The organism is Clostridia bacterium, from assembly GCA_035561135.1.
Classification (GTDB): Bacteria; Acidobacteriota; Terriglobia; order Terriglobales; family Acidobacteriaceae; genus DATMYA01.
On the sequence record DATMYA010000071.1, the window covers coordinates 41,663 to 63,496 of the forward strand.

Consider the following 21,834-nt stretch of genomic DNA (forward strand, 5'->3'; position numbering starts at 1 on the left):
AACCTAGCGCCTAAGCTGTCCAAACTGCTATAGTCCGCGAACGCATGACGAAAAATTACGCGCGGATAGCGCTTGTCCTTCTCACGGCGCTTAACTTCGTCAACTACATCGACCGCTCGGTATTGTTCGCTGTACAGCCTCTTGTGCAGGCCGAGTTCCGCCGCTCTGACGCGCAATTCGGGCTGCTCACCTCCGCATTCTTTATCTGCTACATGGTTACAGCGCCGTTCGTCGGACTGCTCGCCGACCGTTTCGCGCGCAAGTGGATCATGGTTTGTGGCGCGCTGGTGTGGAGTGCCGCAACGCTGCTAACCGCCTTTACGTCAACTTTCGAAATGCTGCTCGTTCGCCACACCGTCGTCGGGATCGGGGAAGCAACGTTCGTTACCATCGCACCCGCCTTCCTTTCGGATATGTTTCCCGAGCACAGGCGGGGTCGCGTGCTCTCAGTTTTTTACCTGGCCATTCCGGTCGGCACTGCCATGGGGTATCTCCTCGGCGGATACATGGGACACCACTTCGGCTGGCGTTATCCGTTCTATGTTGCAGCGATTCCAGGCTTCGTACTGGCCGGGGCGTTCGCGTTCATGCCTGAACCCATACGTGGCGCACATGATTCCATCAAGGAAACGCTAGAACGCGGAACCCTGCTCGGCCTGATGCGTAACAAGGCGTTCTGGACCTGCTCGCTGGGCATGGCGATGATGACCTTCGCCGTGGGCGGAATGCAGGTCTGGATGCCGACGTTCCTCTCGCGGATGCGTAACATACCCCTGGTTGAAGCGAATCGCGCGTTCGGCATCATGACGCTGGTCAGCGGCATTTTCGCAACGCTGCTCGGCGGCTGGCTCGGCGACCGCGCACTGCGACACACGCAGGGCGGTTACTATCTGGTCTCGGCGATCGGAATGACTCTCGCTCTGCCCGCGATCGTTATCGCCGTAACGTTCACCAATCGCGCTTTGTTCCCAGCCATTTTCTTCGGCGAATTTTTTCTGCTGCTCAACACCGCGCCATTGAATGCGGCGCTCGTAAACTCGGTCGGCGCGCACATACGTGCAACTGCGGTTGCCGTGAACCTGTTTGTCATTCACCTGCTGGGCGATGCTTTCTCTCCCACCTTAATGGGTTACGTCTCAGACCGTACGAACCTGCAGACGGCATTCCTCGCAGCCAGTGTCGCCGTACTCGTCTCGGCCGTCATTCTCTTCTACGGTATGAGATTCGCGCCGCCCATCCGCACTCCTGAAGAGGTGCGCGCAGGAGCGGGACACCTGTGAGCTGGTTCCATCCAGTTGCGGGCTGGGTTCTGGCTTTGGTCTGGGCAGGTCACCTGGTGGACGCCGCTCTCGGGATGCGGCGCATTGTAGATATCTCTACACCTGAGTGGGATATTCCAGAGGCTAAGCTTGTAGGCTTAACAGGGAAGCCTGCGCTGCCGCATGTGACCATCGTCGTGCCTGCCCGCAACGAGGAGCTCAACATAGAAGAGGCGCTGCACTCGCTGATCGCGCTTGATTACGACAATTACCGCATCATTGCCGTTGACGACCGTTCCACCGATCGCACGGGCGAGATTATGGACGGCATCGTGTCCCAGTCGAACGGCCTCCTCCGCGTGCTGCACGTACGCGAACTCCCGAAGGGATGGCTTGGCAAGACCCACGCCATGTGGCTCGCCGCCGGTGAAAGTGTTGAGGAAGACCAGCAGAATCGCGGCGATGACTGGATACTCTTTACCGACGCTGATGTGGTGTTTCGTTCGGACGCGCTGCGCCGCGCCATCGCCTGCGCCGAGCACGAACGCGCCGGCCACCTTGTTCTTTTCCCGACTCTGATCACGCGGTGTTGGGATGAACGCATGATGATCGGCTTCTTCCATGCGATGTTCGCGTTGTCACAGCGCCCGTGGAAGGTGAGCGATCCTGACTCTGCCGACTATGCCGGCATAGGCGCCTTCAACCTGGTCCGGCGTAGCGCTTACGAAGAAATTGGCACGTATAAACGCCTGCGCCTCGCGGTTATCGATGACATGATGCTTGGGTATGTATTGAAGAAGAACGGCTTCGAGCAACGTAATGTTCTCGGACGCGACCTCATACGGCTTCACTGGGCGGCAGGGGCTCTCGGCATCGTCAACAACCTGACGAAGAACTTTTTCGCGTTCATGCGCTTTAACTGGATACTGGCCGTATTTGCGTGTCTGGCTGTTTTGTCGATCAACCTCGGCCCCTTTATCGGCGTGCTGTCCGCAGATGGATGGTCGCGCTGGGCGTACGTGGTTGCACTTGTTTGCCTCGCGCTGATGTACGTGGAAATGAATAAACGCACAGGCATTTCGTTCTGGTACTTTTTTCTGCACCCTGTCAGCACCATGCTCTTCAGCTACTCCATTCTGCGTTCAACGGTCGTAACTCTTGCGCAGGGCGGCATTAGGTGGCGCGGGACCATGTACTCACTGGATGAACTGCGGAAGGGATTGGAGACGGAGCCGAGCGTAACTCGCCAACGTAACTAGAAGCTTTCCAATCACACTTGTTCTCGCAGCGGGAAACCAGCCTGGGAAAGGTATAATGCGAATCGTGCCAAAGTACTCAATCGTCGTACCGTTCCATAATGAACAGGAGAGTGTCACCGAACTCTATGACCGCCTCAAGGTAGTCATGGAAGCGAGTGGCGACTCTTTCGAGCTTGTTTTCGTTGACGACGGCAGCCGTGATCTGACGTTCTCGCTTCTTCAGCAGATTGCCGCTGTCGATAGTCGCGTCGTCGTAATCAAGTTGCGCCGCAACTTCGGACAGACGTCCGCGCTCGCAGCCGGGTTTGACCATGCCAGGGGCGAGTTCGTCATTGCCATGGACGGCGACCTTCAGCATGATCCCTCCGACATCCCTCTGTTTATCGAGAAGGTTAATGAGGGTTTCGACATTGTCAGCGGCTGGCGTAAGGAACGCGTAGACAACCTTGTTCTGCGCCGCATTCCATCACGCTGCGCCAACTGGCTCATGTCCAAGCTGAGCGGCATCAAGTTGCATGACTTCGGGACGACCTATAAGGCCTACCGCCGTGATCTGATCGAGCAAGTACCGCTCTACGGCGAGATGCACAGGTTCATTCCCGCGTTGGCGTCCTGGTACGGCGCCACCATCTGCGAGATTCCGATCAAGAACATTAACCGCGAGCGCGGCGAGTCACATTACGGCATCTCGCGGACGTTCCGCGTGTTCTTCGATCTCATCACCATTCGCTTCCTGCTGAAATACTTGTCGCGACCGTTGCACTTCTTCGGCACCTTAGGCATGGGCGGCATCATGATCGGTTCGCTTATCGCTGCATGGCTCGTGATCCTCAAGGTGGTCACCCAAGTCCACGTCATGGATCAGCACGGGCCTCTGCTGGTCTTCGGAGCCGTAATGATTGTCGCTGGCGTGCAATTGCTTGCTCTTGGGTTGTTGGGCGAGATGCAGGTGCGCCACTTCCACGAGCCTTCGCATGGACGACCCTACTCCGTTGCCCGCGTAATTCGTGCCGAGAGCGAAGAGCGCCAGGCTACGGAATAGCGAGACTCACCGCCGTGCGCACAAGCAGCTATTTGTTGCGCGGGGTCCCTTTTCAGGCCACGCTCTGCGTGGAGCGGTTCGCAGTCCGGCCCGGTTATCACAGCCGGGGCCATCCTGCGTCACAGCCTTGCAACCGATTCGCATCGACAATACAGGGTTACAAGTACAATGAGTTATCGCGGCCAGACTCACTGGGACGCCTAGGGCGACCAAAGGGCAGTCCGCAAGGGTTGCATTTATCTGCCCTCATTCGAGGGGCTAATCGCGGTTGGGGTTTATGAGCCGAGCCACACAAACAGAGTTACGCCTGGCCAAGCGTATGTCACGGCTGGGAACAGAAACTGCCTTCGAAGTACTTGTGAAGGCGCGCGCCCTGGAAGCAAAGGGCAGAGACATCGTTCACCTGGAAATTGGTGAACCTGACTTCGATACTCCGGCAAACATCGTTGAAGCAGCCGTTGACGCCCTGCACAAGGGCTATACCCACTACGGGCCGTCCAATGGCCTTCCCGATCTCCGTCAGGCCATAGCCGAAGACGTTGCCACAAGTCGTGGCATCAAGGTTGCGCCCGAGGAAGTTGTGGTCGTTCCGGGCGGTAAGCCAATTATTTTCTACACGATCATGGCTTTAGTTGAAGAAGGGGACGAAGTAATTTACCCAAACCCGGGTTTCCCAATTTACGAGTCCATGATCAACTTCCTCGGAGCCAAGGCCGTTCCTATCAAGTTGCGCGAAGAGCGCGATTTCCGGCTGGACGTTGACGAGTTGAAGAGCCTCATCACCGATCGTACGAAGCTCATCATCATCAATTCGCCCCAGAATCCAACCGGCGGCGTTATGACGAAGCAGGACATTGCTGGTGTTGCCGACGCCATAGGGAATCGCGACATCATGGTCCTGAGTGATGAGATCTACAGCCGTCTGATCTTCGAGGGCGACCATCACAGCATCGCTTCCATCGAGGACATGCGCGAGCGTACGATCATTCTCGACGGCTTCTCCAAGACCTATGCCATGACAGGCTGGCGCATGGGTTACGGCGTGATGCGCGCCGATCTGGCGCAGCACATCTCGCGCCTGATGACGAACTCGAACTCCTGCACCGCGAGTTTCACACAGATGGCCGGCATTGAAGCTATCCGAGGGGATCAGTCCTCGGTGGCCAAGATGAATGCCGAGTTCAAGAACCGCCGAGATTACTTCGCCGAGAGAATCAATAAGATCAAGGGCTTCTCGTGCCGGGTACCTAAGGGAGCGTTCTATATGTTCCCGAACATCACCAAGACCGGCTGGGCGTCCAAGAAGTTGGCGGACACACTGCTGGAAGAGGCAGGTGTTGCTGCGCTGTCCGGCACCGCATTCGGTGCTTACGGCGAGGGATATCTGCGGTTTAGCATTGCGAACTCAATCGATAACATTAAGAAAGCGCTCGACCGCGTTGAGGAGTGGACAAACAAACGTCTGTAGGATTCTGTGGTGGACGGATATCTGTCCGCCACTGCCTTTGTGCCTGCCGTTCCCTTAAGCCATCGTGACGAAGTACAATTTGTTCAACTTCAAAGGCCCGCGCAGTCGGACGCCACAAGCGTTTGAGGCGGGCCTTTTCATGAATCCAGATCACACCGTCCTAATTATCGTAAGCGCCATCCGTTGCCGAATAGAAAGGCAGGGCTCCGCCGGTTTTTAGTGCGCCTTTTTTGCGCGTGAGGTCTTCCCGGCACTGCGGTTGGTTTTCATAAGAAGCTAGGTTTTCCTGAGAAAGAGGACTCCGAATGAAGAAGCCGTTTCGAGTATTTGCTACCTGCGACATTGGCGAGAGCATCGAATTGCTGCGCAAGCGCGGTTATGAAGTTGAGGTGTACCCCGGCCCGGATGCGCCTCCGAAGAAACTTGTTGTGGAGAAAGTGAAGTCCGGCATTGACGGCCTGATCACCACTCTGCGAGACCAGATCGATTCCGAGGTATTCGAAGCAGGGAAGGGAACACTGAAGGTCGTCTCGCAGCTCGCGGTCGGCTTTGACAATATCAGTCGCGCCGATGCCAACGCCTACCGCGTGCCATTCACCAATACCGCGGACGTTCTCACGGAAGCCACAGCCGAATTCGCCTTTTTCATTATGGCCGCCGCAGCACGCAAACTATGGTCCAGCGAGCGCCTGGTACGTGAGAACAAGTGGGGATCGTGGCACCCATATCTGCCGTTCCTTGGAGACGAAGTTACTGGCAAAACGATCGCGGTGATAGGAACAGGCCGCATCGGGCTGGCAATGATCAAGAAGTGCCTCGGTTTCGACATGAACATCCTCTGCTACGACGCGGCGTATCAGAACAACTACTACATTGATCGCATTCGGCAAATCATGGACCTGCGCCACTCGACCGGCATCACCCCGAAAAAGACGTTCATTCGTTATGCGCTGCTGGAGGAATGTCTGCGCGAAGCCGACTTTGTCAGCGTACACGTGCCGCTCCTCCGCGAGGGAGAAGCGCACCTGCCGACATACCATTTGTTCAACGAGCGCACGCTGCGCATGATGAAGAAAACAGCCTACCTGGTGAACACTTCCCGTGGGCCGGTGGTGGATGAGAATGCGCTTTATAAGGCGCTAAAAGAGCGCTGGATTGCCGGCGCCGCGCTCGACGTTTTCGAGAAGGAACCACTTCCGGCCGACTCGCCGCTTCGGGATCCTGCGATTGAGGATCGCTGCCGCATCTTCCATCACTTCGCCAGCGGTGCCAGCATCACCCGGCTTTCAACCGATCCCAACAAGGGTATGGCTGGACGTTGCGCGCAGGGCCTCATCGACGTGCTCGAAGGCACGCACGGCGGCGATATACAAAAGATGCCTTTCGTCGTGAACAAGGAAGCATTTCAGGAGCCGAAGGCGTAACCTCTGAATCGTTATTTTCAGAAAGCGGGTGGGCGCCTGACTGGCGGCATATCCAGAAACTGAGCGACGGCCGCACAGGCTGCTGAAAAAAGTCCAGACCGGACCGCGGGAATATGCGGGACGGCGTAGCGAAGGATCTGCTGTTCACAAACAAAGCAGATCCTTCGGTCCCGCCAAAGGCAGCGTGACCTCAGGATGACCCGATATGGACTTCAGCAGTCTGTACGGCCGTCCCTCCGCGGTTTCAGGTTAATCGCTTGCCGTTTGGCTCGCGGCTTTCTTGCTGTGCTTTGCACTCTTTACTTCAAGTTCATTCACAACCTGCTGAACATGTGGAAGTTTTGCTGCTGCTTTCTCGACTTCAGCGCGTTGTCCGGGTGTATCTACATCGCCCTTCAGAGTCAGCACACCATTTTTGACGTCGGCGTTGATGTGCTGATTCTCCCAGCTCATCTTCGCCTCGAGGGCCTTCCAGTCGCTCTTGATAGCGTCGTCGAGGTTCGATTCTACTTTCCGAGCCTCGCCTTCTGCGCCCTCCGGACGAACACCTAACTCGTTGGCTACTACGTACTTTGCCGCTACGCTTCGCGCCACCTGCTCGGCCCGGCTCTTGTCTTCCTGGGATTTGACATTACCATTCAGTGTGACAACACCCTTATCGTTGTCAATGTCCACCCGCACGTCATCGTAGCCAGCCTGCGCTAATGCATTCTTCACTGTGTCGTCCTTCAGGTTGCCGGCTTTATTCCTGTTGCTGGTGCAGGCAATACTGAACGCCAGCATCAGCGCCAGCGCAACTATGAGCCACTTTATTTTCATAGAGATCCCCCTTTTGTTGGGACTACCACAGTGCTTTGAGATGGCGCAAATAGGTACGGGGATGGATAGCGAGACGAGCGGCTGAAACGAATTGACAAAGTGCCATGACTTCCTAAATCAAAACGGCACCTCGAAGGGTGCCGTTGTGATTCAAATCGCAACTCGCGTGCTCAAAAAACTATTTCTGTAGCACTTCGGCCTTCACAAGGGATTCCAGGATCCGCAAGCCGTCGGTCATTCCCAGGGCTGTTTCGCTGGCGCGTTCGGGATGCGGCATCATGCCGAGCACATTACGTCCTTCGCTACAAATACCGGCAATGTTGTCCAGCGATCCATTCGGATTCGCCTCCGTCAAGATTTGGCCTGCGGGCGTGGCATAACGGAAGACGATGCGATTCTGATCGTGCAACTGCTTCAGTGTTGGCTCGTCGCAGAAATAGTTGCCTTCCATATGTCCGATCGGCACTTCCAGCACTTCGCCCTTGCGGCACAGGTGCGTGAACGGAGTTTCGTTGTTCTCCACGCGAATTGTCACTGGCTTGCAGATGTACTTCAAGCCTTGGTTGCGCATCAGTGCGCCGGGAAGTAGGCCGCTTTCGCAGAGGATTTGGAAGCCGTTGCAAATCCCCATCACCAACCCGCCACCCTGGGCAAACTTCCGCACGCTCTCCATTACGGGAGAAAATTTTGCGATAGCACCCGTGCGCAAATAATCGCCATAGCTGAAGCCGCCGGGAACGATGACTACATCGCAGTTCTCAAGATCGTGCGACTCGTGCCACAGCATAGTGGCGGGCTGCTGGAATACCTGCGAAAACGCCCAAAACGCGTCGTGATCGCAATTGGATCCGGGAAAGATGATGACGCCAAATTTCATGCACTGATCCTAGAGGGAAGCTACTCCAAAGTTTAGCACGCAGAATAGACCTGTCCCTGCCCACACACGCGTGCAGGTTGCTGCTCGCGTTCACGCCAGCATTGCCTCTCCTTCCCCGAGTGTTTCCGAATAGATTATTGTTCGAGCAAACGAAAACGCCCGCCATGGGGACGGACGTTTTCGTTTTCAGCGTAGACGGCTTCTCAAAACCGCCGTCGTTAGATGGGCTTTGTTGGAGGTTCCGGCGGAAGTTCGGTCATGCCTGGCATTTCGTACCGCATACGTTTCGGAGCCTTGGGCGCACGAGGTGGCCTGGGCGTACGGTCACTCTGCATGGTTTGCAGTTTCTTCCATTGCTCCTGCGTTAGCACCCTGCGCATGTTGACACTCATCAGCGCACTTGCTTTCTCCAGGCGGCCCCGTGCCGCGACAAGTGCGTCGAGCTGTGCGTTGATCTGACCTTCGTCGATCTTGTCAGCCCCAATCAATGGTTGCAGCTTAGTCTCCTCTTTCTCCACTGCCGCACGCAGGTCGATAAGGTTGAGTCGATTCTGAATAAACGCCTGCTCAAGTTGATTCTTCTGCTGATCCGTTAGATTTAGCTCCTTCGCCATCTCCGAATCTTTCCACCAGGCTCGCGGGATGCGCGGCAGCGGAGGTGGTGTCGGCGGGGCAAAACTGCGCTTCATCTTGGTCATCTTCATCTTCCTGGGCTTCTGCCCTTGAGACTGCAGGTCACCGCCATCGCCTTTTTGCGCCTCTGGCGCGTTCATCTCCATACGCGCATGAGGTCCTACTGTCGCCGGCCCAGGGGCGGCCGGAGCATCAGGTTGCGGCGTCGCTTGTGCGTTGGCCGAAACGGTCAAGCCCATCATTACGAACGTCCACAGAATCGCCTTCTTCATCGTGCTTCTCCTTTATTGCCGGCCACCGCCGGCTTCAAATCCTTTTCCCACTTCCTGCGCGAGAAGACTCGCTGGTAACAGTGCGTCCGGCATAGCCGCGCTGGTCGCGTCCACAACTTGCTGCATCAGGATGTCATCCGGGTCCGGCTGTGCGGTCGCAACGCTTTCCGATGGCTTGCCGGGGCCCGCAAGCAACATCGCAGCCCCAAGCGCAAGGATCGCGAGCAGGGAAGCCAGCGCCCAGCGGGCGGAGCCGCCGTGGTACGCGCCAAGGCTAGACCGTATCTGAGCTCGTTGCGCTGCCCAGAACCACTCTGGCCTGCTCGCTTCGGCATGCACGGTCTCACGGAATGCAGTTACGAATCCCGCAATGCATTTCGCGTCATTCCCGCCGGCATCTTTGAAATCTTCGAACTCGCTACTCACTGCCAGACTCCTTTAGTCGTCCCCGCACCGTTGCGGTTGCGCGCGACAGATGCGTCTTCACGGTGCCGGTTTTCAGTCCCAGGGCATGCGCTATCTCTTCGAGCGAAAGCTCCTCGACAAAGCGCAGCACGAACACCTCACGCTGCTGCGGCGAGAGCGTCTCCACGACGGTCCACACGGCCGCAGCTTTCTCCTGCGCGAGTAGAACCCGTTCAGCCGTAGGCCGCTCATCTTCCACGCACAACGCCAACTCGTGCGCGTCTGCCTGGTCGTGACAGGCCGAATGGGTGTTGCTGGCGAACAGGTGCCGCCAGAACCCTTGCCGGCGGCTGCGCATGTGATCGCGTGCCAGGTTTACGGCGATATGCACCAGCCACGTTTCCACACTTGCCTCGCCACGGAAGCTCGCGCGCTTTTCGAATGCGCGGACGAAACAGTCCTGCGTAAGAGTGGCCGCCGAATCGGCGTCGCGTAGCAGAGCCAGCAGCACGCGGTACACCCGCTGCTGGTGATTTCGCATCAGGCCGTCGAAGTCCTCCAACGCGATCCCTCGCAGGGTTGGACTCGCTGCTGCGGGACTCGCCACCGCCATCGGATTGACCATTTCGCTCAATACGCTATGCCCTACAACTTATGCCCTACACTATGGACGAATTCCGCCAGCGAAGGATTACACGCGCACTAACTTCGGTGACATTGGCGATTGTTCAGCTTCATGACTCGCATGAGCATCGAAAGGAAGGTGGACATGCGCTATCACGTCCGGACCACCACGACGGCCCTTAGGAACTGGTTCATAGCCCAGTGTTATGACTCGCTGGTCGTTGCCGCCTTATGGCTCATTGGGCTACTGCTGCTGCACGTGCCGTTGGCTGTTCTCTGGGCTCTCCTCGGCGGGGTCTTCCAATTCATTCCTAACTTCGGCCCAATTCTTACCCTTATCGGTCCTGCAATGGCCCTGTTGTTCACCGGCGCCGGGTGGGAGCGCTTTGTAGCCCTGCTCATCACCTACGCCGTTATAGCCTTAACTGACGGACTTGTGCTGCAACCGTACCTCATGAAGCGGCAGAACCGCGTGCCGACCTGGGCGTCGATTCTTGTCCCAATCGTCCTCGGCTTTATCATCCCATTCTGGGGCGTGCTGCTTGCCCCGCCGTTGCTCGCCATCTTCTATGCCTACCGCAGACGCCACCCAACTGAACCAGTTCGCTCCGTGCAGGGAGTCGTTCTGCCGCCCCGCCGCCCGGAGGATCGTGATTCGCAACTCTGACATTACCCTTAGCGGCTAAAAGCCGCTCTCCATTCACTGCGATTTATGGCGCGCCTGAAGGCGTGCCCCTTCAAAGAATCAAGTTGTGCAGCGGCCTGTTTAGCCGCTGAGGTACTGCTGTGCTGCTGCGCGGGAACCCGGGTCAGTGACAAAGCTGAATACCCTGGGAAATCCGCTTCGCAGCAACGCCGACTCTCAGCGGTTAAAGCAAGAAGGCCCGCTCTGCCCATTAGCTCAGGGGAGTTCACCCTTAGTAGCGTGTTATAATCCGGCGTTGTCCGCACCCTTTTGCGGCACTTATCGGGTTCTCTTTCCGAGTCCTGAAATCCTTCATACGACGAGGTTCCATATGTCTGGCCATTCAAAATGGGCCACCATCAAGCACAAGAAAGGCGCGCTTGATGCTAAACGCGGGAAGATTTTCACTCGCCTGATTAAGGAAATCACTATGGCCGCCAAGGGCGGCGGCGATGTCGAAAAAAATCCCCGCCTGCGAACTGCCGTCGCGGCTGCCAAGGCCGAGAACATGCCGGCCGACAACATCAAGCGCGCCATCCAGCGGGGCACCGGTGAACTTCCCGGCGTTAACTACGAAGAGATCACGTTCGAAGGATACGGCCCGGGCGGCGTTGCAGTCCTCGTAGAAGTGACCACAGACAATCGCAACCGCACGGTCAGTGAAATGCGTCACGCCTTCAGCAAAAACGGCGGGAACATGGGCGAAGCAGGTTCTGTCGCGTGGATGTTCCACAAGAAGGGCGATATCATCGTCCCCAAGTTGGCCGCCAAGGAAGACGATTTGATGAACATCGTGCTTGAGGCCGGCGCCGACGATCTGAAGGACGACGACGAAAACTGGGAAATTCTTTGCGATCCTTCCATTTACGAGGCGGTGCTTGAGGCCGTCAAGAAGGCTGGCATAACGCCCGAAGCAGCAGAAATTGGCATGGTCCCGCAGAACTACATCAAGCTGGAAGGACACCAGGCCAACACGATGATCCGCCTGCTCGAAGCACTCGAAGATCAGGATGACGTTCAGCACGTCTATTCGAATTTCGACCTGGATCAGAAAACGCTGGAAGAAGTCGCTGGTTAAGTCGCGCTGGATCGCAGAAGCCGCCCACAAGGCGGCTTTTCTTGTTTTGGCGCAAACTACTCGCAAACGTGGCCGGAACCTGCTACTTTCCTCTCCTGCATTCAGATGGGTTCAGCAAAGTTCCCGAGGTGCACAGTGAACACTCGTAGCCTGCTGTTCAGCTTCGCAGTCGTCGTCTGTCTTACCGGAAACCTCGTAGCGCAGAGCGAAGCTCCCGCACGGCAACCGGGCTGGAATTTTGGCGTGTTTGCGGGCGGCGGGGCACGAGTGGCCGACCATCCGCCGGTACGGATCGTCAACGCCGGTGTGCGCGTCGGCCATGTCATGAGCCGCGAACATTCGCGCGGTATCATGCGCGGCACCTTCGAACTTGGCGGGGAAGTCGTGCCGGTGTACAGCTTCTTCACCCAGGGTCGCACGTTCTACGGAGCGGCGATCACGCCCGTACTGTTGAAGTGGAACTTCACGGCGCACCGCCGCGTGGTGCCATTCTTCGAAGTCTTCGGCTCCGGCATCTTCACCCGCGAAGACTTTCCAGCAGGCGACACATCTACGGTCAACTTCGGCTCTGGCGCTGGAGTCGGTGCTCACATCTCTACCCGCTCGCGCCAGGCTGTTTCTTTCAATCTTCGCGCCACGCATATCTCCAACGCCTCGATCGGCAACTACAATCCCGGTATCAACGCGGCACTGGTTGCCACCGTCGGATACACCTGGTTCAAGTAGCGGCGCTTAGTGCTGCACGTCACCAGTGAACGTTCATAACTGAATCCCGATTGCTGACAACCGACGCTGGCTTTATCCTTGTTGTCTATGCCCACGCTAGTCGAATGTGTACCAAATTTCTCCGAAGGCCGCGATAAGGCAAAAATCGACGCAATCATTGAAGCCATGAAGATGGATGGCGTTTACCTTCTCGATCGCGAGATGGACGCCGACCACAACCGTTGTGTCGTCACCCTAGTTGGTGAACGCGAGCCGATGATGGAAGCCGTACTTCGCGGCGTCGGACGCGCGTCGGAACTTATCGATCTCACGAAACACCAAGGCGCCCACCCACGCATGGGAGCAACCGACGTTGTGCCGTTCATTCCGATCGAAGGTCTCACCATCGAAGATTGCGTGCAGATGGCGAAGCAGGTTGGCGAGCAGATTTGGAAGCGCTTCCAAATTCCTGTCTATCTCTATGAAGCGGCGGCGCAGCGGCCTGAGCGCACGAATCTCGAGAACATACGCCGTGGCCAGTTCGAAGGCATCCGCGACGATATTGGCACCAATCCCGATCGCCGTCCCGATTTCGGCGAACCGCGCGTGCATCCCACGGCCGGTGCTACCGTTGTCGGCGCGCGCAAGTTCCTTGTCGCCTATAACGTCTATCTCAATACCACCGACGTCGATGTCGCCAAGAAGGTCGGCAAGGCCGTGCGATTCTCCAACGGCGGCCTGCGCTACGTGAAGGGCATGGGCATTCCGGTACGCGGTCTCGCGCAGGTTTCCATGAACCTGACCGACACCGATCAGACACCCATTGCTCGGGTTTACGAATTCGTGAAGAGGGAAGCGGCGCGTTACGGCGTCATGCCACTCTCGAGCGAGATCGTCGGTCTCATCCCGAAAAAGTCTCTGGAAGATGCGGCCGAATGGTTCCTGCAGATCGAGAACTTCGATTCGTCGCTCATCCTTGAGAATCGACTTGCCGCCGTGATGGGTGGCAAGATGGCTGTTGGCGGACTCCGCGCCGGCATTGAGCCATTTGTTGAACAACTGGCCGCGCCTACTGCTGTCCCCGGAGGAGGCAGCGCATCCGCCGCAGCGGGTGCCATGGCTGCCGCTCTTGGCGCGATGGTTGCAGGCATGTCGCGCGGCAAGAAAGCTTACGCTCAGTACGAAGCTGAACACAGCCAAGCCATCGCGCGACTCTCCGCCATCCGTGAAGAACTCAAGACGGCAGTCGACGAAGACGCGGAAGCTTATCGCGCGCTGGTGGCGGCCTTCAAAGCCGCACGAGACAATCCGAACGGTGCTGGTGCGGTGAATGCCGCAACCAGGCAGGCTATCAATGTCCCGTTGCGAGTCGCAGAGCGCGCCCGCGAAATCGGCGAGATCGTAAACTCTCTCAAGCCAATCACTAATCCTAAAATGGCTTCTGACCTGACGGTCGCGACATCGCTCTCCAACGCAGCTCTCGAAGGTGCCCTGGCAAACGTAGAGATAAACCTGGAGGGCTTCGAAGATGAAGCCTTCGCGTCCCAAGTGCGCGGCAAAGTCGCTGTTTTACGTGGATGAAAGTTGAGTAGCGGCAGCGCCACAGCATCCAGGTAGCCGCATGACAAACACCTGAGTCAGTCTCAGGTGTTTGTCCCTATTTCCGGGAGACAAGCAACTAACGTAAGCTTCAGCAGCATCTCGTCTAAGATAGGATTCAGGTACAATCATGCGCATGAAGCGCTCGCTCCTCATCGTATCGCTCGTTTTCGTGATCTCTCTTTCTGCACTGGCTGCGCCGTTGGGTACGAATGCGCGCGCCGTCATTCCTTCGCAGGTTCAGCAGATCATCTCGGTGGATTATCGCGCGATGCGCAATTCCGAAACGGCGATGGCGCTGAAGGCGCGTGTTCTGCCCGAGAACCTGAAGGAGTTCGAGACAACTCTTCGCACTATGGGAATCGCGGACAACGACGTCGAGCAGTTGACGTTCGCCTCGTTCCGCTCCAGGCAGTCGGTCCGCGCCGTAGGCATTGCACAAGGCCAGTTCCCGACGAAGAAGATTGTCTTGAGGATGAAGCAGCGCAAAATCCGTCCGCAGAAGTATCGGCAGGCCCTGATCTACCCGACTGGCACCGGGATGGTCATGAGCTTTCTCGACGAGAACACGTTGCTCTTCGGGGAATCCGTTGCCGTGCATGAAGCCATCGATTCCCGCGACGGCGAGGCCGAAGGCCTGAACAGCAACTCGCAGCTTACGGACCTTATCGCAGCCGTCGAAAGCGGTCCCGTTTGGAGCATCCTGGACCAGCGCGGCACGCAGAACATGCTGCGTTCCATTCTCGGCGATGCCTCCAGGCTGGCGGATTACGACACCGTCAAAAAGCGCTTAATAGGCTCGCGCTACACCATGGATTTCTCGCGTGGCGTCAATTTCGATCTTGATGTCATCACCTCGGATAGCATGACCGCCGCCACTTTATCGTCGCTGCTTAAGGCCGGCGTCCTGTACAAGAAGATGAACGCCTCCGCGGTCGAAAAGATGGCACTTGACAGCATGAGCGTAGATTCAGACAGTGCGCGCCTGCAGATTCATTTCAAGTCTGACGACAAGAAATTCCAATCACTGCTGTCCTCGGATCTCTTCGCCGCCGTCTCTCGTTAGGCAAGTCTCGCTGCAAGCAACAAGGGCGCTCGTGTGAGCGCCCTTTCTTACACGCTGACAATCTGGGAGTGCAACGCTGCCAAAGTTCTAGACTGCGGCCAATTCCCGCCGCATCTTTCGCAGTGCCGCCTCATTGCGCCGATACCACATGAAGGTCCCGACCTTGCGCGCATCGACCAGGCCTGCATGTCGCAGCACGCGCATGTGGTGTGAGATGGTCGGTTGTGCCAACCCAAGCCGCTGCTCGATGTCGCCAGCGCACAACTCAGCAGGCTTGCGTAGCAAGCGCTGTTTGTTTTCATTCAGCATCTTAAGAATTTCGCGCCGCGCCGGATCACCCACAGCGCGCAATTCGAGGCTTAGTTCGTCGGTAGCCGCTTTCATTCTCTGACCCTACTGGAAGAAATTCACACGTGTCAATCTGGTGTTTTAAGCGGAGTGAAGTGCGTCCAATCAAAGAAAAGCCTCGCACGGGGCGAGGCTCGGTTCATTGCAGGATTCTTGTGTAGCACTATCGCTTCACGATCGGGTTATATCCATCGCGCACGAGGCGACCCTTCACGGATTCGGCGTCTTTCAACTCCGCGAACGGTCCAAGCTGTACGTGGAACAGCTTGTCGGTCGGTGCATTCGTGATCACCACCGGGTATTGCTTCCGTCGCAGCGCGTCGGTCAGCACCTCGGCGTCTTCACGCTTGCTCACCGCCGCCACCTGCACCATATATCCGGTGCCGGTTACAACCTTCATCTCCGGCGTACTGCTCTTCTCGGGTTTCGCGGCCTCCTGCGGGGTAAGTTGCGGGTTCGCATCTTTCTGTTCGACAGACTTGTAGAAAGTGAGGTCCTGGGCTTGCACTCCTTCGGCGGAAAGATTGCAAGTCTCCCCCTCAGGGCACTCGGCAGCTTTAGAAGAGCCTGACTGTCCAGCAGTTGGCTTCGTCGCGCCGGATGCAGGCTGGGATGTGCTACCTCCATCCGCTGCTGCAATCGGTTCGGTCTGCGCCGCGTTGCGCCCGAGCGTATAGCCCACGCCCAGGAAGACTCCACACAGGATCACGAGGCCGAAAAACAAAATCACTAATCGGCCAATGCCCAACGTGATCTCAGTATCGTAGTTCTCACTCATAGTTCTCACTCATACCTGCTAATTCCAACTCCTCCAGACGGCCCTACTCTTTCTCTAGCTTTGCGGCTTGCGTCTGGACCATTTTGCTAAACCCGGCGAGCAGATCGACGGGCAGCGGGAATACGATGGTTGTGTTCTTCTCCACGCCAATTTCCGTCAGCGTCTGCAAATAACGCAATTGCATACTGGCGGGTTCCTGTTGCAGCAGGTGCGCCGCGTCAATGAGGCGCTGCGCCGCTGCGAACTCGCCTTCGGCATGGATGATCTTCGAACGTTTTTCGCGCTCCGCTTCGGCCTGCTTCGCCATCGCGCGCATCATGCCTTCCGGCAGATCAACCTGCTTCACTTCAACGTTCGCGACTTTCACGCCCCACGGATCGGTGTGCATATCTAGAATCGACTGGAGGCGCAGATTGATCTTCTCGCGATGAGCTAGCAGTTCGTCCAATTCAACTTCGCCGAGCACGGAACGTAACGTCGTTTGCGCGAACTGCGAGGTCTGGTACTGATAGTTCATCACCTCGGTGACCGCACGCCGTGGTTCTACGACGCGCAGGAAGATCACCGCGTTGACCTTCAGCGTGACGTTGTCACGGGTGATGATGTCTTGCGGCGGCACGTCGAATGCGATCTGGCGAAGGTCCACCCGCACCATGCGGTCAATGGGCGCAAACACCAGGATGATGCCGGGGCCTTTCGGCGCAGGCAGCAAGCGGCCGAGGCGGAATATAACGCCGCGTTCGTATTCAGAAAGAATCTTGATGGAACTGAGCAGGTAAAAACCTACAACGAACACAACGATGAGAACGAACAAGTTCACGCCTTGCCTCCAGAAATTCGGTTTTCGACGGGGAAAGCTTCGCGCGGATTGTATCGCAGGTAAGCCTCGTTCAGGTACATACAATCCTCGCCTTCATTCCGCTATGCTGCGTTAGCTATCGCGCCGCCCCATCCACCAGCCGAAAATGATGCCTGCCATCGCCACTGCTGCCAAATTTCGCAGACTCGTAAAGTGAATGAACCGCGTGCGCTCTTTCGTTACCTCGAGCACTCCGAGTGGGATAGTGCCTCCCCCGCCACCTCCGCCGCATGGAACATCTTCCGCGCCACCGTTCTTCCGGCTAGCGCCGGCCCCGAAGCCAAAACCGATGCGCGCCACAGGAATGATTGTCTTTTCGCCAAGCTGGTACGGTTCTCCGAAGACGCTTCGCACCGTCACCTTGTCTGCTACCTGGCCGCCTATCCGGTCGATCAGTTCGCGAACGCTCATATGGCGTCGCCTCCCGTGGCGCTAATTATAGGGCCGACCGTTGGGGTAAACGTGGCGGTTCTCTCGTATTCCTTTGCAATTAACTGGCAAGAAAGACGGCAGGTACGTTGCACTATGTGTGCGATAGGTACAAAGCATCCGCGACGATGCTTGCGCAAGCTGCATAATTGGGGTGGTAGGGAACACCGCGCCCGCTAGGTTCGGTGCTCCGCTGCGGAGACATCCGGAACCGCTTCAACATCCAGGTGCAGGCCATCCACCTTTGTCACTATCACAGAAGCACCCGGTAGCAGGTCGCCGGACGAGCGAGCGTTCCAAATTTCTCCGTGCACGAACACCTTGCCTTCCGGCGCAATTGCCGTTTGCGCTACGCCCAGTTCTCCGACAAGGCCCTGAGTCCCGGTGACCACCTTGTTCGAGTGCGCTCGCAGCGCGATGGTCATGAGAAAAATTGTGATCATTCCAAGCGGAATACTTACACCGAGCGCCGTCCACAGTTTCACGCGCATCTCCGGAATCGGTCCATCCACAAGCAGCAGGCCTCCAAGCGTAAGCGCCGCTACGCCGCCAATACCGAGCACACCGTGCGTCGCAAACTTCGCCTCCAACGCGAACAGAATGAAAGCGGCCAATATCAGCGTGAGTGCGGCATAGCGAGTCGGCAGCAGGTTGAGTGCGAAGATCGCCAGCAGGATAAAAATGAGTCCGACAACTCCGGGAATCACTGCGCCGGGATTATTGAACTCCGCATAGAGGGCGAGCGCGCCGACGGCGAGGATCAGGAACGTGATATTCGGATCCATCAGCCAGCCGAGAATGTTCTGCTTCAACGACATTGGAACTTCGTGCACGGGTTTGCTGGCGAGATGCAGCGTTACGCTGTCGCCATTGAAACGGTGGATGGTGCGGCCGTCCAGTTGGCTGAAGAGATCCTGCTCGCTCGCCGCGACCACGTCGATTAGTTTCTGCTGGAGCGCTTCCTGGTCCGTGAACGATTTCGATTCACGAACCGCACTCTCGGCGACTTCCACGTTGCGACCACGTTTCGACACGAACGATCGCATAAAGGCCGCGGCATCGTTCTCCATCTTCGACTTCATCACGTCATCGATTTTGCCGCCGCCGAGCGTGACCGGATGCGCCGCTCCGGTATTGGTCCCAGGTGCCATCGCTGCCACATCTGCGGCCTGCAACAGAAAGAATCCAGCCGAAGCCGCCCGCGCTCCACTCGGCGAGACGTACACAATCACCGGCACGGGAGACGCCAGCATCTTCTCGACGATATCGCGGGTGGAGTCGACCAACCCGCCCGGCGTGCGCAACTCGATCAGTACAGCATCGGCCTTTTGTTGTTTGGCCTGTTCCAGCACGCGTCCGATGAACTCGTCAGTAATGGGGTGGATGGTTCCATCCACCTTCACTTTCAGGATGTCAGCTTGACTGGCGGTTGCGAATGCAAGCATGAGTGCCAGTACACAGTACGTGCGTAACTTGCGATGGAATATCGTGAGGATCGCTGAGGCAGCCATAGACGACTCCTGCGTTTCCGAAATTGCGGCTTTCTGTCGCTGTCTCTAGCGCTGTGCCGGTTCTGGTACTCCTGCCCTTCGCGTGGTAATGGAACGCCTGAGCGCCACAGCGGCGGGATTTGCAGGCTCCAAGCGTAGTGCGCGATCAGCGTTTTCAGAAGCGCTATCTACATTATTGTCCTTCAGGTCAAGATTGCCGAGCACGACGTATGCATCCGCAATCGGTTGCAGTCGAAGCGCGGCATCGGCCTCTGAACGCGCGACTGCGACGTTGCCATTCACCTCCGCTACGCGCGCCATGCCTGCATGTGCTCCGGCATTGACCGGATCGCGCATAATCGCCTCACGGAACTCTCTCTCCGCGTCCATCGTGAACCCGCGGTTCAGCAGTTCGCGTCCGCGTTCCACGTGGGCTGCCGCGTGTGTTCGCGGGTCGGTCTTCTCCAGCGCCTGCTCCATCGCGTTCTGCACTTCCAGCGCGAGTTGCCGGTATGAGGTCTCGTCGTAGTTTCGCTTAATGCGCTCCATTGGAACCTTTGCCGGTGAACTAGCGCTCACCGCGGGTGTTGTCCCCGGGGTCTCAGGTTTGGCAAGATTGGCGGCGGACCCGCTTACCAGCGAATCCAGGAGTTGCTTGGCCTCCGCATCGGCAGGACGGCGGGCGACGGCCTCTCGAAGTTGCCGTGTAGCTCCTGCAATGTCTCCGTTTTTGTATAAAGCCGCTCCGAGGTTGAAGCGGTAATCGATATCGTTAGGATCGGCCTGGACTGCGCGCTGGAAGTACTCAATCGCAGTCCTGCGTCCGCGACGGCTCAGTACGACGCCGATGTTGTTGTAAACCTCCGTGAGTGGCACATTCCGCTCGGTCACGCGAAAGGCAGCTTCGGCCTTCTCGAATTGTCCCTGGTAATAGTTTGTCAGCCCGAGCAGGAAATTGGCTTCGCTGGAAGCTGGATGGTTCTTCGGAACCTTGGATAGCCAGGATGCGGCTGATTCGTACTCGCGTCCCGCGTAGTACGTCTTGCCAAGTTGCAGGATTGCCGACGTGTACTGCGGGTTCAGGCGGACGGCTTCGCGAAAATGCCGAGTCTTCTCCTGGCGGGTTCCCGCGAGTACACCGCGAATGTAGTTCTCGAAGGCATCGAGGCGAGTAGGGGGATCGTTCCTCAGGAACTCGTCGCGCGCAAGCAACGTCTCGGGATAGATCGTTTTCAGCAGTTGCCACGCGATAGTGCGCTGCACGTCGAGCAGTGTCGGCAGCGGACCGGACGCGCGTGTCGCGTCTGACAGGCGCAAGCGCTTCATGTCGAGTACCTGTGCCTGTGCGCTGAATGTGCGCCCATCGAAGTTGTACTCGCCGAGCACGATGTAGTCGGCATCCATCTGCTCGGCAATACGGTAGAGGGTGGCGCGAGAGGGATGCACAGTAGCTGGAATCCCGAGACGATCGAAGGCGTAGATGCGGTCTTCGCGGCTGATTACGTACAGCATCGGGGAAGCCAACTTTGCGCCGAGTACCTCCGGAAATGCCTCGCTAATCCACTGCAAACCAGGTGCGCGCGACCCGTTTTCAAAGGGCAGGACCACGATGGTCTGCGCGCCATGCGGGCTCACCTGCGCCACCGCAATCCCAGCCAGCAGAGCTACGGCAAGCAATAGAACCGAGTAGCGGAAATACTTCGTCGCCAAGATTCGGGAATCCAAGATAGGTGAATTATAGCGGCTTCGCCCATTGTTGGCCCGAAAGTCGCTTCCCCACAGAGATGCAGAACGCACTGCCTTCCTGTGGAAAGAGAGCAGACCAATAAGCGCCGGCAACTCGTGAATATGTCCTTCAACGTTTCTGGCGCGACAACCAATGCCGGCGACTTAAACTCAAATTCTCAATGGTTGAGTGGCTAAAAGGAAAACCTCGTTTAGCAACACCCAAGGGAGAAGTTCGGCATGAAGACGATCGCTTACTTAACATCGATGGCATTACTCGCGGCGGGCATAGCGCTGGCACAGACAGGGAGTGCCGGTTCGGCCGCTGGCAGTGATCAGGGATCAGCGAGCAGCAGCACAGTCGCCCCTCCAGCAGCACGCCGTTCAGCCGCGAACCCCGCAGGAACGACGTCTGGACTGGACATGTCTCCGCCAAGCAGCACGTCGACGACATCGCCGCCAAATACGCAAACAACTTCCGGTAGCGCTCAAAGCAGTACGCAAAGCAGTACGCAGGCCGCTACCAGCACCACGGGCACGGCCCCGCAGCAATCAGCTACCTCTGCACCACCGTCCGGTACGACAGACAATTCGGCGGGCAACACTGCCGGCAATACCGGCATGAGTACCTCAGAATCAACGGCAGGCGCGGTCAGCTCGCAACCATCGGCCTCGGAATCGGCCTCGGAGACGCAGCAGAACGAAAATGCCGCGACGAGCGGTGCTACGAGCACGACTGATCAAAATGCCGCAAGCCAGTCGGGCACTTCGATGACGAGCGATCGAAGTGGGGTGGGCGACCAGTCTGCTCAGTCCGCGCAAAATCAGGGTGCCACAAGTTTGCCACGGACGGGCTCTGAACTCCCTCTGCTTGGCCTCCTCGGCATGGGCCTCGCTTCGGCCGGCTACTATGTCAGGCGCATCATTAGGTAACGGTCTCAACCAGGATTGGGACAGCAGACAAATAAGGCATAAGCAACAAGCCCTCGG

22 protein-coding genes are annotated in these 21,834 nt (G+C 57.5%); 11 read left to right on the top strand and 11 right to left on the bottom strand.

The annotated features are described in order from the left end of the window. The first annotated feature begins 44 nt into the window (after positions 1-44). From VN622_14495 to VN622_14515, 5 genes are all read left to right on the top strand, one after another. A complete protein-coding gene (locus VN622_14495) occupies positions 45-1,280 on the top strand; it encodes an MFS transporter (GenBank protein ID HWR37069.1) in 1,236 nt (411 codons plus the stop codon). Beyond that, complete coding sequence (locus VN622_14500) at positions 1,277-2,518, top strand: glycosyltransferase (GenBank protein ID HWR37070.1); 1,242 nt, start codon at positions 1,277-1,279, stop codon at positions 2,516-2,518. The genes VN622_14495 and VN622_14500 overlap by 4 nt, the downstream gene beginning before the upstream one ends. A 64-nt stretch (positions 2,519-2,582) precedes the next feature. Then, a complete protein-coding gene (locus VN622_14505; protein HWR37071.1) occupies positions 2,583-3,560 on the top strand; it encodes a glycosyltransferase family 2 protein in 978 nt (325 codons plus the stop codon). Between the two features lie 277 nt (positions 3,561-3,837). Then, positions 3,838-5,028 (top strand): pyridoxal phosphate-dependent aminotransferase, encoded by a 1,191-nt coding sequence (locus tag VN622_14510; GenBank protein HWR37072.1) that lies wholly within the window; start codon positions 3,838-3,840, stop codon positions 5,026-5,028. 305 nt (positions 5,029-5,333) lie between these two features. Next, the gene (locus tag VN622_14515) at positions 5,334-6,452 is read left to right on the top strand and encodes an NAD(P)-dependent oxidoreductase (protein ID HWR37073.1); all 1,119 of its coding nucleotides are present in this window, start codon (positions 5,334-5,336) and stop codon (positions 6,450-6,452) included. A 249-nt stretch (positions 6,453-6,701) separates the two neighbouring features. On the opposite strand, the gene VN622_14520 is transcribed toward VN622_14515, so the two are convergent. From VN622_14520 to VN622_14540, 5 genes are all read right to left on the bottom strand, one after another. Then, on the bottom strand, positions 6,702-7,271 hold the full coding sequence (locus VN622_14520) for a BON domain-containing protein (GenBank protein ID HWR37074.1): 570 nt from the start codon (positions 7,269-7,271) through the stop codon (positions 6,702-6,704). 178 nt (positions 7,272-7,449) lie between these two features. After that, on the bottom strand, positions 7,450-8,148 hold the full coding sequence (purQ, locus tag VN622_14525; protein ID HWR37075.1) for a phosphoribosylformylglycinamidine synthase subunit PurQ: 699 nt from the start codon (positions 8,146-8,148) through the stop codon (positions 7,450-7,452). Between the two features lie 218 nt (positions 8,149-8,366). Beyond that, positions 8,367-9,053, bottom strand: a complete 687-nt coding sequence (locus tag VN622_14530) for a periplasmic heavy metal sensor (GenBank protein HWR37076.1) — start codon at positions 9,051-9,053, stop codon at positions 8,367-8,369. A gap of 12 nt (positions 9,054-9,065) precedes the next feature. Continuing rightward, complete coding sequence (locus tag VN622_14535; protein ID HWR37077.1) at positions 9,066-9,479, bottom strand: hypothetical protein; 414 nt, start codon at positions 9,477-9,479, stop codon at positions 9,066-9,068. Then, positions 9,472-10,083: a sigma-70 family RNA polymerase sigma factor gene (locus tag VN622_14540; GenBank protein ID HWR37078.1), complete on the bottom strand. Its 612-nt coding sequence runs from the start codon at positions 10,081-10,083 to the stop codon at positions 9,472-9,474. The genes VN622_14535 and VN622_14540 overlap by 8 nt, the downstream gene beginning before the upstream one ends. A 120-nt stretch (positions 10,084-10,203) precedes the next feature. On the opposite strand from VN622_14540, the gene VN622_14545 reads away from it, so the two are divergent. The 5 genes from VN622_14545 to VN622_14565 all read left to right on the top strand — a co-directional run bounded on the left by VN622_14545 (position 10,204) and on the right by VN622_14565 (position 15,215). Next, the gene (locus VN622_14545; protein ID HWR37079.1) at positions 10,204-10,749 is read left to right on the top strand and encodes an AI-2E family transporter; all 546 of its coding nucleotides are present in this window, start codon (positions 10,204-10,206) and stop codon (positions 10,747-10,749) included. Positions 10,750-11,098: 349 nt separating this feature from the next. Next, entirely contained in the window at positions 11,099-11,845 is a 747-nt protein-coding gene (locus VN622_14550; GenBank protein HWR37080.1) for a YebC/PmpR family DNA-binding transcriptional regulator, read from the top strand. 135 nt (positions 11,846-11,980) lie between these two features. Then, positions 11,981-12,571, top strand: coding sequence for an acyloxyacyl hydrolase (locus tag VN622_14555; GenBank protein ID HWR37081.1), 591 nt, complete (start codon positions 11,981-11,983; stop codon positions 12,569-12,571). An 87-nt stretch (positions 12,572-12,658) separates the two neighbouring features. Then, entirely contained in the window at positions 12,659-14,131 is a 1,473-nt protein-coding gene (ftcD, locus tag VN622_14560; protein HWR37082.1) for a glutamate formimidoyltransferase, read from the top strand. A 154-nt stretch (positions 14,132-14,285) separates the two neighbouring features. After that, complete coding sequence (locus VN622_14565; protein HWR37083.1) at positions 14,286-15,215, top strand: hypothetical protein; 930 nt, start codon at positions 14,286-14,288, stop codon at positions 15,213-15,215. Between the two features lie 87 nt (positions 15,216-15,302). Here VN622_14565 and VN622_14570 read toward each other — a convergent pair whose 3' ends face one another. From VN622_14570 to VN622_14595, 6 genes are all read right to left on the bottom strand, one after another. Continuing rightward, positions 15,303-15,599: a metalloregulator ArsR/SmtB family transcription factor gene (locus tag VN622_14570; GenBank protein HWR37084.1), complete on the bottom strand. Its 297-nt coding sequence runs from the start codon at positions 15,597-15,599 to the stop codon at positions 15,303-15,305. Positions 15,600-15,726: 127 nt separating this feature from the next. Beyond that, entirely contained in the window at positions 15,727-16,341 is a 615-nt protein-coding gene (locus VN622_14575) for an SPOR domain-containing protein (protein HWR37085.1), read from the bottom strand. Between the two features lie 43 nt (positions 16,342-16,384). Next, positions 16,385-17,161, bottom strand: coding sequence for a slipin family protein (locus VN622_14580; GenBank protein ID HWR37086.1), 777 nt, complete (start codon positions 17,159-17,161; stop codon positions 16,385-16,387). A gap of 111 nt (positions 17,162-17,272) precedes the next feature. Beyond that, entirely contained in the window at positions 17,273-17,611 is a 339-nt protein-coding gene (locus VN622_14585; protein HWR37087.1) for a spore germination protein GerW family protein, read from the bottom strand. Positions 17,612-17,805: 194 nt separating this feature from the next. Further along, positions 17,806-19,140: a nodulation protein NfeD gene (locus VN622_14590; protein HWR37088.1), complete on the bottom strand. Its 1,335-nt coding sequence runs from the start codon at positions 19,138-19,140 to the stop codon at positions 17,806-17,808. A 45-nt stretch (positions 19,141-19,185) separates the two neighbouring features. After that, on the bottom strand, positions 19,186-20,829 hold the full coding sequence (locus tag VN622_14595; GenBank protein HWR37089.1) for a tetratricopeptide repeat protein: 1,644 nt from the start codon (positions 20,827-20,829) through the stop codon (positions 19,186-19,188). A 255-nt stretch (positions 20,830-21,084) separates the two neighbouring features. Between VN622_14595 and VN622_14600 the strand changes: the two genes are divergently transcribed. After that, the gene (locus VN622_14600; GenBank protein HWR37090.1) at positions 21,085-21,777 is read left to right on the top strand and encodes an LPXTG cell wall anchor domain-containing protein; all 693 of its coding nucleotides are present in this window, start codon (positions 21,085-21,087) and stop codon (positions 21,775-21,777) included. Positions 21,778-21,834 lie beyond the last annotated feature (57 nt).